This is a genomic window from Photobacterium lipolyticum (assembly GCF_003026475.1).
Lineage (GTDB): Bacteria > Pseudomonadota > Gammaproteobacteria > Enterobacterales > Vibrionaceae > Photobacterium > Photobacterium lipolyticum.
In genome coordinates this window covers 193547-209923 of record NZ_PYMC01000006.1, presented here as the reverse complement: position 1 = coordinate 209923, position 16377 = coordinate 193547, and the positions used below count along the sequence as shown (strand labels likewise).

The window sequence follows — 16377 nt, the reverse complement described above, 5'->3', positions numbered from 1 at the left end:
GCTTCAACTATTCATAATTTATGTGAAAGAGTACTAGCATTGAATGCTCACTCTTCTGGGCGTTCACCTTCTCAGTACAAAGACTTACATCTGTTTGAATAGGTGATGGAAGTTACGACTTACCGGCAGTTTTTTCGCCTTAGTTTTAAGGTAAACATACATTCTTCCGGTAAAATCACGCTCGATTTTGTCGATACACGCAGAGTTCACCAGCGTGCCTCGGTGTATTTGCCAGAAAACCTTCTTGTCTATTTGGTTATTTAACTCTTTAATTGAAGTACGTATAACAAACTCACCATCAGCGGTCACCACAGTGGTATATTTATCTTCAGCCAGAAAGTAATGTATGTCGTAAACCGATAACAGATGAATGCTGTCTTGGCGGCTGGCTTTGATCCACTCCAATGACTGGGGGGCTTGTTGTACTTGCAAGCGATTAACCAGATCTGCCAGCAAATCCATCGAAGGCATCACACATTCTTGATTAATAGTACGGTTACTTAACCTTCGTTTGGCCCTATCTAATGCTATTTCCAGCCGTTTGGTTTCAATCGGTTTAAGTAAATAATCAACTGCTTCCTGTTCAAAAGCATCGATCGCGTATTGATCGTAGGCGGTGGTAAAAATAATTAACGGGCAGGGAGAGCGGCTTGATAACTTTTTTGCCAGCGTTAAGCCATCCATCTCTGGCATACGGATATCCAAGAAAATAAGATCCGGATTATATTGTTCGACTTGTTTTAGAGCTTCTGCACCATTACCCGCCTTACCTTTAATCTCCAATGTAGGCCAAAGCTCTGCAAGGTAGAGATCTAGGTGACGGCGTAATAAAGGTTCATCATCAATAATCAGTGCGCTGTAGCTGCTATCCATATTAGAAAGTCTCCTTAAGCCTCATATACCGAATTTTGTTGGCTTGGTATTCATTAATCACATTTCTGCGGGGATATTCAGCAACACAGAAACGCCCCCCATCCTATTTCCCATAATGCTTAACTGAGAATCATCACCGTAGAAACTTTGCAAGCGATTACGGACATTTTTTAAGCCGACACCATTGCCTTTATGGGAGCAATTCCCTAAACCGACTCCGTCATCTTCAATCATGATTTCCAGAACATCAGCCTCTGTTTTTTGTACCTCGATCGTCAGAGCACAGCGACCAGGTGCGGGCTCTATACCATGCAAAATAGCATTTTCCACTATTGGCTGAAGCAGTAAGGGTAAAAAAGGCTGTTGTTGATTAACGTTAGCTGACACATTGATGTTTACGCTGATCCGATCGTCCAACCTTATCTGCTGAATAGCAATATAAGACTCGCAAAATTTTAGTTCATCTTTAAGGGTGATCGTTTCTTTCTCGCTTTGCTTTAAGCTTTGTCTAAGCAAGGCAGTCAGGTTATCCAGCAATACCGTTGCACGCGATGGTTCAAGTATGATCAATGCTTTCAAATTGGCTAGCGTATTAAATAAGAAGTGTGGCTCAATCTGAGATTGCAACAGACGCAGCTGACTGTGCAGCAATTCCTTCTCTTTTGCGGCTTGTTGTAACTGAGCAACTTTTAGCTCTTCCTGTATGGTTATTTTTTGTTGTTGGTTATAAAAATAAAAAATAATAACCACATTCGCTAAAATTGAATACAGCAACCCTTGGTTAAGCCAGCTTAACAATTCATCGGTGCTCTTGTCATCGTACAAATAATACAGTATTAGCATTTGGAGCAGTGTTCCGAGAATAAAGCCAAGCACTGACGGTATACTGTAGCGGAACAGTAATGAACGTTCCGGAAAAAACCTATTCCAAATGTCGATGGAGAGGCAAACACAAACACCATAAGAGTATGAAACCATAAATACATACCAGATATTATAAGGAGTCCACTCTCCGCTAAGCGCGATAAACGTAATAGCAGCTACCGTACAGGCCAGCAACGTAACAAGCAGGCTAAAGATACTATCCTTAATAATTTTAGATTTACCATTCATTTAAAACGTTCCATCTATTTGTAAAAACAAAATCTGCTCATTAGGTAGTTGTTGATACACCGAGTCATTGGCACCGGTAAGCCAGCGCCCCCCCAATTCAAGCCAATGCCCTTCCCTCCACTGATACCTGATCCGAGCCGTCGCAATAAGCCCTTTATCCTGCGGAGATGTGAGTAAATCAAGTAGAGGTTTCCAACCGTCCCCATCATATCGCATATGCAATAGCAGGTTATGTTGTACTGTATTATGTGCTGAAAAGAACTGTCGCTCTGCACTCAATAATCCATGCAAATCGCCATGGGCTTTTTGCTGCCTTGCCGCGTCAATTAATAACTGCCACTGGCTGTGATCCGGGCTTCTTTCGTCGTACCAGTACTCTGCCAGAATGCTAACGTTATTTTCAAAGTTATAAGTAACTCCCGATAATAGCTGTAATGCTCCATTCTCTGCTTCTGAATAAATGGGATCACCAGGATAAAAATATTGCTGTACATCCAAGCGATGGCTTAATTGGGTATACTGACTTTGCCATAATGCAGAAACGTGAACAGATGCACTATCTCCCAATACTGTTACGGCACTGCCACCGACTGACAGTTTGCGAATATCATCAAAGTACATCAAGCCCTGAAAATCCCAATCATCGATTAAGGCATAATACCGGATCCCACCCCCTTTTTGTTGCGGTTTAGTCGTCTCTTGTTGCGTAGAGCTATCAGCCAGTATCAAGGTCAAAGAACCGGTAGCAGTATAATATTCGGCCGTCGCGAGCCATGCACCTTCTTCTATATAAACACCTGTCGGCTGTTGAACATAAGACTTGATGATGTCTAATGGTCGATAGGAATAACCTATCCCCCAGTCTAAACGTTTCTTGCCAAGGGTAAAATCCCAATCATAGATACTGCGATCAACAAATAACTCTGTCAAAATAATTTCGTCATTATGCTCGTTGCGTCGCCACTGTTTTCTGACCGTCGCAGCACCTCTGATACCCTTATGATCAACGCTAAAATCCAGCGCAACCTGGTGCAAGTAATCATCAGATTCAGAAAAGAACAGACTATTACTGGCAGACCATTGTTCAGTGGATCCCCTGTAGCCAAACTGCCAGTCAGACGCCATTGTTTTAACAGGACACACGAAAAGAGCAATCATGAATATTGATAAGCGTAACAACATAAAAACCTATAATTCACTTAAATTATTCCGTACCAGAAACGATGGATTAAATAGCTTTTCGGCGATCTCTACCGCTTGTGAACTTTTATACTCGATCACCGTTTTTTTATTAGGCTGTATATTATCTTTCAGTACCATCGCGGTAACACTCCGCAAGCCATTTTGCATGCCTGAAGTAAAATCTGCCGTTTTGGCCAGTTTGCCGGATTTCAAATACAGGTTGGCTTTTAATGGGAAGTTATCATCGGCATTAAGAAATAATTCAATTCGGTGATATGTCGCTCCCTTAACCTTGGCTTCCAACAAGAGTTCAATGGCGTTATGGCCATTAACCGGTATATTCATCTGGCTTATCGTTGCGCTGTATGACTCACTCCAACTTAATGATGAAATATCACCGACAGAGGCATCGCCTAACAGCTTTTGCATCGGTGTAATACGGATAGGACGCCGGCTCTTTGGCATAAACAACCAATAGTTATCGTCGACCATCAATACTTTCTGTCCGGCTTCCGCTGCTGACTTTGATAATACTAAAGAGCCTTTATCTGGTCTGTAATACACCGAATAAAGCTGGCTCTTTTTCAATGCTTCGTGGAAATATTGATACACCTCAGTCACCGTTTTAACAGAACCACTTTGTGTACGATAGCTATCAGCCTGCAAGAGGCGTGATTCGACAGCTTGTACCCCTGCCTCCTCAACTGGCTGCGCATGCAATACCGGAGAAACTAAAACTGTCGTGGCAAGCAGTCCTAAAAACCCAATAGCCGCCACAATTCTTTCAATTATCAATACTTTAAACATGAGACAACGCCCCCGTGATGGTTTTCCGTGCACCTTTCCGGGCAGCAAACCATCCCGCAGCGGCACAAATTACGGTTAATACAATAGCGGTAATCGCGGCCATCACTGGTGAGAAATTCACATATAAGGGATACCCCATTGTACTGCCCGGAGGGGGGGGCAACTCAATTTCTGCAATTAACAGCCCGCCACTGACCAATAGGGAGAACGACGTACCGAGCAAAGTGCCGGCTAGCCCCATCAGAAAGCCTTCAAGGATGAAGTTACGCACAATTTCATAGCGAAAAGAGCCCATAGCTGCCAGTGTGCCTATTTCGCGGGTCCGCTCGATAACAGACATGCTCATGGTATTTGAGATAGTCAGAAAAACCATCAGTACGATAATGCCACCCAGCAAGCTGAAGATATTGTTATAGAGATCTTTCACTTTGTGGTAGTAAAATGCGAGATCCCACCATGGGGTCGCCTCCAGATTTGGCTGCTGGCCTTGAACCAGCTTGAGCTTCGCCTTTGTTAAGCTGCTTTCATACAGAAGAATTGAAAGCGTACTGACCTTGTCACTCTCCAGCAGGCTTTGCGCTGACTCCAGGCTGGTATAAAGCTGGCGTTTGTCCAGCTCTGGAACGCCCGTTGAAAAAATCCCTTTAACCTGAAAGTCAATTGCATTTAGCGCCCCCTCTGTGGTGGTCGACATCAGGGTGACAATATCACCGACGCTCGCTTTCATGTTACGTGCCAGCCCTTCTGCTAGCATAATTTCAGGATCGGCGGCTGAAGAATGGCGATCCGATAAGGTATGCCCCTCTTTCATCAGCATGGTAGGCCCTTTTACCTGAAACTCCCCGGTTTCAACGCCCTGCCCAATAAAAATATTCGACTTATCATCGTTGGCAATTAAGCCAGAAAAATGAACTCTTGGCAGCACCGCTTTCACCTCATCGTCAATCAGGTATTGCTGCTGTAATTCGTGATAGCCTGACATGCCAAGCTGTAATGGAAAATCCTCTTCTGTGTCAAAGTAACCGCGCGTTGATAAGATCACGTTGCCCGTATCACGAATGGCCATCTCTTCCAGCGACTGATAAGTAAATAGACCAAACCCTCCGCTGACCTGCAAGGCTATGGTTGCAATTGCCGTCATTAGTATCGTCAGAATCGACCTACGACGGTTCCGTAACACGTTGTACCAAGCGAGTTTTATCCAGCGCATTGTTGGAACCCTCCGTTAATTTCGTCTATCAGCAGGCCATCTTGCAGGCGAATTATGCGATCACAATGTGACGTCATACGGTCATCATGAGTAGCAACCAGGAAAGTTGTTTGCATTTCTTTACCGAGACTGCGCATCAAATCAATCACCAGGTTAGCGGTTTGCGTATCAAGGTTCGCCGTCGGCTCATCTGCAATCACAAGCCTTGGGTATTTGACTAATGCACGTGCAATGGCGACTCGTTGCTGTTGCCCTCCTGACAGTTGATTCGGACGCTTATGGGCTTGATCGGCAATTCCGACTGCATCCAGAATATGCCGAGTCATGCGGCTGCGTTCCTTGCTTGATACATTATTTAGCAGCAGTGGGTATTCCACGTTTTCATACGCAGTCATCACCGGGATCAGGTTATAATTCTGAAAGATAAAGCCCAGCTTCTCGCGTCGTAACAATGTTGTCGTCATTGTGTCCTGAGCAACCCGCTGACCGTCTAAATAAAGTTCACCGTGGTAGTCGTTATCCAGTAACCCACAAATATTCAGCAGCGTACTTTTCCCGCTTCCCGATGGGCCGCACAGAGCAACAGTGTCACCTGTCTCAATGTTTGCGCTAACTCCTGATAATGCACAGGTCTCATTATCTCCCTGCTTATACGTTTTACAGATACCTTCAAACCAAATCATATTTGCTCCAGCCTTAGTGAGTAAGCTCCCTCTGTGCTTGTCAGAGAGGTGTCGCCCTGACAAGCCAGCAAGCATTACAGTTTTTTTTCATCGACAATTTCAGCCAGCAGTGCTTTTGCTTCGATCGCCTGCGGGCTGCCGGGCACATTCGCCAGCAAAGTGTTCAAATAACGCTGAGCGGCTTCTGGTTCACCTGCCAGGCTGGCAGCCTTTCCGGCACAAAAATAAGCATATGCTTTCATTGCAAAAGGCAAGGGTTTCACTTCTTCACTTTTAATCATGTTTTCTAATAGCTGGTATCCCGCATCGAGACGATGAAACATTTCCGGCATTTCGATAAAGGTGCATCCCACCGTTGTTTTCACCCACAGAGAGACGGGGGTGCCTTCAAAGGTCTCCTTGTGATCATCGGCTTGGAGTAATTTTACGGCTTTATCCATCCGAGAAAGACCTTTGTCAACATATTCCATTTTATTCCATGGCGTCCAGGCATCTCGCCCCATCATGGTTTCAGTACTGCCAAGAACGGTGTTGATCAAAGCGCTGCGAGGATGTTCTTTTTGCAACGCGGTCAGTAAATCAAAGGTTTTCTCAGTCGAAGACGTATCGCCTTGTATAGCTTGGGCATAAGACGCCATCACCTCAGCAGGAATTTGCGGTGCTGCCGCAGCCGCCTTCACCATTAAGGTGTTTGCAACAAGGCTTGCTGCGATCAAGGTGTAGATTGGTTTTATTATTGAAACAGTCATTACTACGCGCTCTCTGTTTTCGTTAACATCTGTTGAATTAACATCATGTTATCGACGCATATAGCAGAACATTGGACAGCGCGACTAAAAGCAAAAAACAGCTACAGGCGGTAAAAAATTAAGATAATTGGGAAATGATACAGCACTTGTTCGAGGGGATAAGTTAAGAGCGATATCAGATGAAGAGTTACATCTGACAATATGTGTTCTCAGCGTAATCAAAAAAATTTTTGCACTAAGACTTAGTGCAAGCCTTCCAGATCATTCGGCAAATATAACTTGCCGTTAAATGCTACATATACCCCTGGTTCGGCCAGGCGTGCCGCAATAAAAGCAGAGCCTAAGTTAAAGCCGGCATCATTGGGAGAAAAACCGACTAATGGCCACATTGCCCCGGTGAATACAATAACACGGCCATGATCGTCAGGCAGAAGTGCCATTAGCTTTCGTGCACTTTCGAACAGAGTGAAGGTGCCATGAGTAACGATATGATGAGCGCAGTTACTATTTATGATTGCATTACTGACTTCTTGAATCTCTTTGGTTCCGATATCTCGACTGTCTTTCATACACACCGGAAACAGTTCAAACTCGTCTTTGGAGATTTTGGCAAATTTCATCAGAAATTCAGGAATGGCGGTCTTTTTATGGCATACCGTCGTACATTGCTCGGTATCATAAAACGAATCAATAGTGCCTCCTGTAATGACAATCTGTATTTTTTGCTCATCATTGATAACGCTCATGCGGGTCTCCAACAATTGAAGAAGCTAATAAACGTGCGCACGTGTCTTATCATTTACGGTGAGGCTCTCAAATGCCGGCGACGCCACCATTTGTGGAGCTCTTCAACCACAAATAAGCTCGAAGCGATCAGCAACAGTTGGCCCCACTGGGCTACAGAAATCGGTTGAATGGCCAATACGTCACTGATCCCCGGCATGTACATGGCTGCTATATGCACCAGCTGGGCGATAGGAACCGCTAACATCAAAAAAGGATTAGCAAAGAATGAAAGCGAAAATAATGACAATGTTTCAGAGCGGCTATTTAGTGCATGAATATTGCCAAACAATACCATTAACATCAGGGTCAGATTTCTCGCCTGCTCCACAGGCTGACCAGCCTCAAGCGCGAGGTAGTAATTAACAAATGCCAGCCCCCCCATCACAGTCCCGCTAATAAGAATATGCTCAATAATTAATCTTTCAAAAATCGGTTCACTGGGCTTTCTTGGCTTAAAGCTAAGCTCATTGCCTTCTTTAGGTTCAAACGCCAGGGCGACGTCCTGTAACCCATTAGCGACTAAGTTCAGCCATAACAGTTGAACAGCAATCATTGGCATCGGCAAGCCGGCAATAACAGAGAGGAAAAACAGCCAAAGAGCAGAAAACCCGGTTGCCACCAGTAGGGCGATAACCTTGCGTATATTGTTGTATACCACGCGTCCCTGCTCGATACCGGACACGATAGAGGCAAAATTATCATCGGTAATAATGAGATCCGCGGTTTCTTTGGCGACATCGGTACCGCGTTTGCCCATTGCAATACCGGTATTCGCCTGACGCATAGCCGGCGCATCGTTCACGCCATCTCCGGTAACTGCAACAAAATGTTCCTGGCGCATAAAACTATCGACAATCTGCTCTTTTTGCTGCGGTTCAATACGGGCAAAAACGCGAACCGGCCTGATTAAGTCGTCCGCAAACTTTTGTCCTTTAGCGTTCGCCAGGTGGATCATACTGCCCGTGACAACAGGGGCATCTTGCTCACACAAACCGAGCTCTATGGCAATCGACTTTGCCGTGGCCGGGTGATCACCGGTGATCATTGCCACTTCAATACCACCGTCTTGGCAACGGGTTATCGCATCAAAAGCTTCTTTGCGTACCGGATCAATCATGGCCACCATACCTAAAAAGCTCATCTGCTCTAATCGCCTATGGCTTTTTTCAATCACTTCCCGCTTTGCCAGGGCAATTATCCGGTAACCTTGTTTCGCCAGCGATTCAAATTGCTCTTCAATCAAGGCCCTGTCAATGTCAACCGGACCCGATAACGTTTCCATTTGGCTGCACATGCCGAGCATTTTTTCAGGGCTGCCTTTGGCATATAACCAAGCCCTGTCACCATCAAGATTCACGCTGCCGCTATAGGCTTTTTCTGGTTCGTAAGGAATGAGTTCCAACTGGGTTTGCTGTTGCCGCAGTTGAGTGATCGACATGCCCAGCTTTTTAGCTAACACCAGAAATGCGACGTCGACGATATCACCGTCCGAAACCCATTCTCCCCCGGCATAACTGAGGTGGCTTTCATTGGCCAAAACACCTGCAATGCACAACTGCTGCAGGTGCTGTTGTTCAGTATTGCCGCAGATTTCGCCCCCGGGAGCGATCCCTTCTCCCGTAACCTGAAAGACCTTGTTGTCAGGCAGTACTACCTGACGGATCGTCAACTCATTTACGGTCAATGTACCCGTTTTATCAGAACAGATAAAAGTGCACGAGCCTAGCGATTCCACGGCGATCAGTTTGCGGATAATGACATTGTTTTTGGCCATTCGCCTCATACCGATTGCCAAAGCGACAGTCAGCGCTGCTGGCAACCCCTCAGGTATCACCGAGACGGCCAGGCCAATAGTCATTAAGATAATGGCCTCGGTGGTATAGCTCCCTTTCAGCAACATCATGATCGTAAGCATGAAGATTGCGATAAAAATACCGCCAGCGACCTGGTAGGTAAAAGCCCGAATGCGGATCATCAATGGTGGTTCGGAAACACGCTCTTTAGTGACATGGCGAGCAATACGCCCAATCTCGGTATGGGTCGCCGTTGCGGTTACGATGGCCTGTGCACGCCCGTGGGTAATAATACTACCCGCAAAACATTGATTAACCCTTTCCGATAGCGGCGCGTCCTCAGCAACCTTGGCCCAGGGATTTTTACTCACAGCCAGAGACTCACCAGTTAGCATTGATTCATCAACGGCCAAATTGTGACAGTTAATAAGGAGCACATCTGCAGGTACCTTGTCGCCGGAAGAAAGCAGTAGCAAATCTCCCGGTACGATTTCTTCAACATCAATAGTACGAGCGATACTGTCACGGATAACATGGGTTACCCCTTTGACCATATTCCGTAATGCTGCCGCAGAGCGTTGGGCAGAATACTCCTGAACGGTGCCTATAATGGCGTTAAGGATCAGCACCACAATAATAAAGATACCACTAGGGTTTTGCCCCAGAATGAATGAGACAATTGCGGCAATTACCAGAATATAAATAAACGGGCTTAAAAACTGTCGGGCAAATATTTGAACCGAGCCGGGCATCGGAGGCTCGGGCAGTCGATTGATACCATATTTTTCCAGTCTCTCTTCAGCTTTCTTTTGAGTTAAACCTGCAACAGCACTTTGATCAGCGGAACTTGGCTCAGCATAGCCAGATGACTCTGGGTTTTGACCAGCAGATCCTGGTTTTATTCCTTCTTTCAGCGAATTAAACGTCATGTGCTAATTCCCGCTATAAATAATAACCCAACCAGTTGTAACGTCCTTATTCCCGCACTTTCGAATAAACAACTTATCACCCAGCTGAATAGTCCGATTAAAATAGATTCGTGTCAGGTTTAATACTGATAAGGATAGACTGAAAAATATATAAAGTGGGGTATATGCAGCTTAAAAACCAGTTAATTTATATTCCTAGCCGATGATCAATGTTTGTTCAGATTCAATTCAAGATCGCTGGTTTATTGTTTATAGGTATATTCTAGCAACTTCAATATAAGAGATTCAGAGCTTCCTCTGGGAACTCAATTCGAGCGAAATGAGAGGGAAACGAAATGAACACCCAAAAACTGAGCCCAAAAGAACAAGAAGTCGTACTTGCCGCTTTACATGAATGCTACCGCCGACTTAAAGCCGCAGATATCACTCCAAGAGAAATATCACAAGATGGCTTTAACCTGATGTTTAAATCCGCTTATCAGGGCGTAACAAAAAAACACTAATGGGTGATACGGTAGTGCCGGACCAATAAAAAACCCAGCTTTCACTGGGCTTAATTTATTCCATTAAAGATCTCTAGACCCTTCTATAAGGCAGGTAAACAGGTTCCCACATTTGTTGGGCAAGCTCTTGTTGAATATCTTTGCCCCGAAGCAGGCTATTTGGTTCAGTGGCTTGCATATTTTCAAGAATACTGGTTGCCACCACAACAGAGACTTCCTTCAGTTTACTGATCCTCGGGTATACACATCCTGCGGCGAGATCTTCATCTGAAACACACTCAGCCAAGGCGTAGGAGGCCATGGTGAACATCTCGAGGGTGACTTTCTGGGTTTGCGAGACAATGGATGCCAAGCCCACACCAGGGAAGATAAAGACGTTATTACCCTGGCCGATCCGGTACTCATGGCCGTTGTAGTTCACGTTATCAAATGGGCTGCCGGTGGCGACGATAGCCTGACCATCACTCCATTTGTAAATATCTTCTGGTATCGCTTCACAGTTAGCTGTGGGGTTCGATAGCGGGAATATCATTGGTCGAGCGGTGTATTCCAGCATCTTTTGAACGTGTTCTTCTTTAAATGCGCCGCCAATACCACTGGTTCCCAATAGCACCGTTACCGGATGGTTGTTGATAAGCTCGGTCAGAGAAACCTTGCCGAGTACTTCAGTGTGCCAGCCTTCAGCCAGTGCGCGAGGTTTGGCATAGCGTTTCTTGTATTCATCCAGACCATCCCGATCATCAAACACTAATCCTTGCGAATCGAGTACAAAGATTTTTTCCCGGGCCGCAACATGCGAGCAACCTTCTTTGAGTAGGCCCGCGTAAATCTGATCGGCGACCCCTACTCCACCAGCACCAGCCCCGTAAACCACATAGGTTTGATCGGCCAATTTTTCGTTTTTAATTTTCACTGCACCAAGTATACCCGCCAGCACAACGGAGCCTGTGCCTTGAATATCATCGTTAAATGACGGCAAATCATCTTCGTAATCACTCAGGTTATCGAATGCATTGGATTTGCTGAAATCTTCCCACTGCAATACCGCTTTCGGGAAGTGGCGCTTCACCTGCTTCACAAACTTACGGATGAAAGCCTTATATTCTTCGCCGCGCATGCGTTTACGAGGCATACCTAGATACATAGGATCATCAAGCAAATCCTGGTTGTCGGTACCAACGTCCAATGCTATTGGCAGGCAATGTGCCGGATGAATACCTGCCCCCAAGGTATAAAGGGAAAGTTTACCAATTGGGATCCCCATTCCGCCGACACCCTGGTCACCTAAACCAAGAATGCCCTGGCTGTCGGTAACAACGATAATTTTGATGTCTTTGCCGATAAAGTGACGAGCCATCTCTCCCATTTCGTCAACACTATCTTCGGTAATGTACAGACCACGCGCTTTTTGGTAACGGTGGCTAAATTCCTGGCATGCCTTACCGACGGTTGGGGTGTAGATAATCGGTGTCATTTCTTCTACATGACGGGATAACAACGCATAGAATAAGGTTTCGTTTCTATCTTGAAGAGCACGCAAGAAAAGGTATTTTTCAATATCTGTTGAGGCGTTTCTGAAGCCATCATATACACGGTTTAATTGATCATCGAAGGTTTGTACCCTTGGTGGAAGCAAGCCGCTCAACTGAAATGCTTCACGTTCTTCATAACTAAAGGCAGTACTTTTGTTCAGGGTACGATCGTTGAGCAACTCGGTACCGGTTAATGAAACAGGTCGGAATTCATTGCCTTCTTCATCTTTCCACCTTAGGTATTTTCCTGTTGTCATGGTATCCCTCCACTATAAAAACAAATAATTATCAGTCCTCCAATGTCATCTATCAGAAACGGCATGCGGTTTTATGCGAGGGCTGATTGGTTATCCCGTGATACTTAATAAATCAGTTGGTATCAGGATATGGCGAGTAATTGTATGCTTTTTGAGACATTAAAAATGTGAAGTAAAAGTGCCTGTCACAAGATGTCAGGCACTTTTATTCATTTCGATGAGATTAGGCCTGTTTATCTTCCGTCTTGTTAGCTGGAAGCAGTCTCCAGCAGCAATGATGTTGAAAGACAAGCAGGCCTTTGGGTTGTAACTAACTATTTACCCTCCAACTCAACATGTGGCGCAATGGCGCCTTGTGGACGGGTGGCTAACTCTTCATATAAGCGCCATTTACGTTCGGCCACGGTCTGCGCCTGAGCGGTAATATCGGCGGCAAGTTCAGGGTGACTACGGCGTAAGCTCTGATAGCGCCCTTCGTTGTAACGATACGCTTCCAGCGGGATCGTCGGACGTAACGTATCGAGCGAGAACGGATTCTCACCCACATCACGCAGTGCCGGGTTATAGCGGAATAATGGCCAGTGACCGGATTTAACCGCAAGCTGCTGCTGGTGCAGGCCATCTTCCATATTAATGCCGTGAGCAATACAGTGGCTGTAGGCAATAATGATTGATGGTCCGCGATATGCCTCAGCTTCCCGCATCGCTAATAGCACCTGTTGCGGATCAGCCCCCAGCGCGACACGAGCAACATAGACGTTATTGTAAGAAATGGCCTGCATCGCTACGTCTTTCTTAATCGCTTTTTTACCCGCTGAAGCGAATTTCGCTACTGCGCCTAACGGGGTCGACTTCGACATCTGACCGCCAGTATTGGAATACACTTCGGTATCCATCACCAGCACGTTAACATCGGCACCACTGGCCAACACATGATCCAAGCCGCTTGAACCAATATCGTACGCCCAGCCGTCACCACCAACAATCCAGATTGAGCGGCGGATCAGCTGATCGGCAACAGATATCAGATTCAAGGCGGATTCTGTCCCGAATGCTTTAAGCTCTGTTTTAAGACTATTAACCCGCTTGATCTGTGCCTGAATTTCCGTTTCGGTATTTTGATCAGCATTCAGCAGTTGATCAACCAATAACGGATCGAGCCGATCGCGGTTTTCCACCACTAACTGCTTCGCCATTTCATGTTGCTTCACTGCCGCCAGACGGAAACCAAAACCGAACTCGGCATTATCTTCGAACAATGAGTTCGCCCAGGCAGGCCCCCGCCCTTCGGCATTTTTCGACCATGGTGTGGTCGGTAAGTTACCGCCATAAATTGACGAACAACCCGTAGCATTGGCCACCATCATCCGATCGCCAAATAGCTGTGACATCAGTTTCAGGTAAGGGGTTTCACCGCACCCTGCGCATGCGCCAGAGAACTCAAACAGTGGCTGCAGGAACTGCGCCCCACGGACATTCGAGAAATCGATACGGGCACGTTCGTTGTAGGCCAGTGTCTCAAAGAAGGTCAGGTTCTGCTTCTCTTGCTCCAGATAAGGTGCTTTCAGCTCCATATTGATCGCTTTGCGCTCGGGCAACGTTTCTGTCGCTTCTTGCACGACCATCGGGCAGGCATCGACACACAAGCTGCAACCGGTACAATCTTCGGCGTAAACCTGTAATGTGTAGCGAGTATCCGGGAAGCCTCGGGCGGTAATGCCCGCAGATTTGAACCCTTGTGGTGCATCATCCAATTTCGACTTGTCGTAGAACTTGGCCCGAATCGCCGCATGAGGACAGACAATGCTACAGTTACCACACTGGATACACTCATCTTGCTCCCAGACTGGAATTTTCTGGGCAATATTGCGTTTTTCCCACTGCGTCGTGCCTGACGGATAGGTGCCGTCGACCGGCAGCATCGAGACAGGAATAAGATCGCCCTTGCCCCCCATCATCGCCGCAGTAACTTCCTGGACAAACTTCGGCGCGAGCTCGGAAACCGTTGGTTTTGACACCCCCGTCGCCGTGACCTTATCTTGTACCTCCACCTGATAAAGGTGAGACAGGGTATGGTCAACCGCGGCAAAGTTTTTCTTCACCACTTCGGGGCCTTTACGGGCATACGTTTTCTCTATCGCTGTTTTGATTTTAGCAATGGCAACGTCTTTTTCTAACACCCCGGAAAGGGCAAAGAAGCACGTCTGCATTATAGTGTTAATGCGATTGCCCATGCCGGTATCACGCGCCACTTTATAGGCGTCAATCACATACAGAGTCATACTGTGGTCAATCAGCTGCTGCTGCATTCTTGCAGGCAGGCTGTCCCAGACCTTATCCGCAGGTTCAGTCGTATTTAGCAAGAATGTCGCGTTATCCGCCGCTTTCGCCAGCATGTCGGTATTTTCAACAAAGGTCGACTGGTGACAGGCAATGAAGTTAGCGGACTGGATCAGATACGGGCTGTTGATAGGATGATGGCCGAAACGCAGGTGCGATTCGGTCTGCGAACCCGATTTTTTTGAATCGTAGACAAAGTAGCCCTGGGCAAAGTAGTCAGGATCATCCCCGATGATCTTGATGGTATTCTTATTCGCACCTACCGTACCGTCAGCCCCCAGGCCATAGAACATGGCGCGCACCACTTCGGCAGATTCAATATCAAAATCAGCATCGTAAGCGAGATGCGAGTTCATCACATCATCAATAATACCGACGGTGAAATGGTGCTTAGGCTGTTCTTTCGCGAGATTATCAAAGACGGCCTTGACCATTGCTGGCGTAAACTCTTTGCTCGACAATCCGTAACGACCAGCCACTAGGCGTGGCATCTGCGCAAGGCGATCCGGCCTGTCGCTATTATAAGAATCCATCAATGCGGTCAGCACATCCTGATAGAGCGGATCGGCATTGGCACCCGGCTCTTTGGTGCGATCTAATATCGCCAGTTTTTTCGTTGCCTTTGGCAGTGCCGCCAGCAGATGCTCTGCCGAAAGAGGCCGGTACAACCGCACTTGCAGCACACCGACTTTCTCGCCCTGTGCAACTAAATATTCGACGGTCTCTTTGATGGTTTCGACACCCGATCCCATTGCAATCACTACCCGCTCGGCATCTGGCGCACCGTGGAACTCAATCAGCTTATAATGGCGACCCGTTAGCTTGCCCAGTTTATCCATGCAGCCCTGAACAATGTCCGGGGTACTGGCATAAAACGGATTAACCGTTTCGCGGCCCTGAAAATATACATCCGGGTTTTGCGCCGTGCCACGAATGAACGGCGTATCGGGACTAAGGCCACGGTCACGGTGCGCACGTACCAGTTCGTCTGAAATCATCTCCCGGATATGGGCATCAGAAATCAAACTGATTTTGTTCACTTCATGGGAGGTTCTGAAACCATCAAAGAAGTGAATAAACGGAATACGTGCATCGAGTGTTGCGGCATGGGCCACCAGCGCCATATCGTGCGCCTCCTGCACCGAGGAAGCGGCGAGTAACGCAAAGCCAGTACCGCGTGCAGCCATAATATCCTGATGATCACCAAAGATAGAGAGCCCCTGAGCCGCTAGTGATCGCGCGGCGACGTGGAATACCGCGGATGTCAGCTCGCCAGCAATTTTGTACATGTTGGGCAGCATCAACATCAAGCCTTGCGAGGCAGTAAATGTTGTTGTCAGTGCGCCACTTTGCAGCGAGCCATGAACGGTACCTGCGGCGCCGCCTTCACTTTGCATTTCCGCGATCAGCGGGATATTGCCCCAAATATTTCGTTTGTCTTCTGCCGCCCACTGATCCGCAAATTCGGCCATGGTTGAAGAAGGTGTAATTGGATATATCGCACACACTTCACTGACGCGGTATGCAATGTGCGCCGCGGCTTCGTTACCGTCACAGGTGTGCATGACTGGCTTCGATGCAAGAACTGCTTCCGACGAATGAATCGTTTTATCTGTCATG

At 46.8% G+C, this 16377-nt stretch carries 12 protein-coding genes; 1 reads left to right on the top strand and 11 read right to left on the bottom strand.

Features of this window, described 5'->3' with window-relative positions; genetic code table 11:
• Positions 1-84: 84 nt before the first annotated feature.
• The 9 genes from C9I89_RS10705 to C9I89_RS10665 all read right to left on the bottom strand — a co-directional run bounded on the left by C9I89_RS10705 (position 85) and on the right by C9I89_RS10665 (position 10125).
• Complete coding sequence (locus tag C9I89_RS10705; RefSeq protein WP_107283338.1) at positions 85-873, bottom strand: LytR/AlgR family response regulator transcription factor; 789 nt, start codon at positions 871-873, stop codon at positions 85-87.
• 57 nt (positions 874-930) lie between these two features.
• Positions 931-1986 carry a sensor histidine kinase gene (locus C9I89_RS10700; protein WP_107283337.1) on the bottom strand — a complete coding sequence of 352 codons (1056 nt, stop codon included), beginning with the start codon at positions 1984-1986 and terminating at the stop codon, positions 931-933.
• Positions 1987-3144 carry a hypothetical protein gene (locus tag C9I89_RS10695; protein ID WP_146155065.1) on the bottom strand — a complete coding sequence of 386 codons (1158 nt, stop codon included), beginning with the start codon at positions 3142-3144 and terminating at the stop codon, positions 1987-1989. It lies immediately after the preceding gene.
• A gap of 30 nt (positions 3145-3174) precedes the next feature.
• The gene (locus C9I89_RS10690; RefSeq protein WP_107283335.1) at positions 3175-3975 is read right to left on the bottom strand and encodes an outer membrane lipoprotein-sorting protein; all 801 of its coding nucleotides are present in this window, start codon (positions 3973-3975) and stop codon (positions 3175-3177) included.
• Positions 3968-5185, bottom strand: coding sequence for an ABC transporter permease (locus C9I89_RS10685; protein WP_107283334.1), 1218 nt, complete (start codon positions 5183-5185; stop codon positions 3968-3970). Before C9I89_RS10685 ends, C9I89_RS10690 begins: the two co-directional genes overlap by 8 nt.
• Entirely contained in the window at positions 5173-5868 is a 696-nt protein-coding gene (locus tag C9I89_RS10680) for an ABC transporter ATP-binding protein (protein ID WP_107283333.1), read from the bottom strand. Before C9I89_RS10680 ends, C9I89_RS10685 begins: the two co-directional genes overlap by 13 nt.
• A 74-nt stretch (positions 5869-5942) precedes the next feature.
• On the bottom strand, positions 5943-6617 hold the full coding sequence (locus C9I89_RS10675) for a tetratricopeptide repeat protein (RefSeq protein WP_107283332.1): 675 nt from the start codon (positions 6615-6617) through the stop codon (positions 5943-5945).
• A 242-nt stretch (positions 6618-6859) separates the two neighbouring features.
• Positions 6860-7363, bottom strand: coding sequence for an asparaginase domain-containing protein (locus C9I89_RS10670; RefSeq protein WP_107283331.1), 504 nt, complete (start codon positions 7361-7363; stop codon positions 6860-6862).
• Between the two features lie 53 nt (positions 7364-7416).
• A complete protein-coding gene (locus tag C9I89_RS10665; RefSeq protein WP_107283330.1) occupies positions 7417-10125 on the bottom strand; it encodes a cation-translocating P-type ATPase in 2709 nt (902 codons plus the stop codon).
• 335 nt (positions 10126-10460) lie between these two features.
• On the opposite strand from C9I89_RS10665, the gene C9I89_RS22520 reads away from it, so the two are divergent.
• Positions 10461-10628: a hypothetical protein gene (locus C9I89_RS22520; protein WP_170107683.1), complete on the top strand. Its 168-nt coding sequence runs from the start codon at positions 10461-10463 to the stop codon at positions 10626-10628.
• Between the two features lie 73 nt (positions 10629-10701).
• Here C9I89_RS22520 and C9I89_RS10660 read toward each other — a convergent pair whose 3' ends face one another.
• Together C9I89_RS10660 and nifJ are read right to left on the bottom strand one after the other, a co-directional pair.
• Complete coding sequence (locus C9I89_RS10660; RefSeq protein ID WP_107283329.1) at positions 10702-12417, bottom strand: NAD-dependent malic enzyme; 1716 nt, start codon at positions 12415-12417, stop codon at positions 10702-10704.
• A 314-nt stretch (positions 12418-12731) separates the two neighbouring features.
• Complete coding sequence (gene nifJ / locus C9I89_RS10655; RefSeq protein ID WP_107283328.1) at positions 12732-16376, bottom strand: pyruvate:ferredoxin (flavodoxin) oxidoreductase; 3645 nt, start codon at positions 16374-16376, stop codon at positions 12732-12734.
• Position 16377 lies beyond the last annotated feature (1 nt).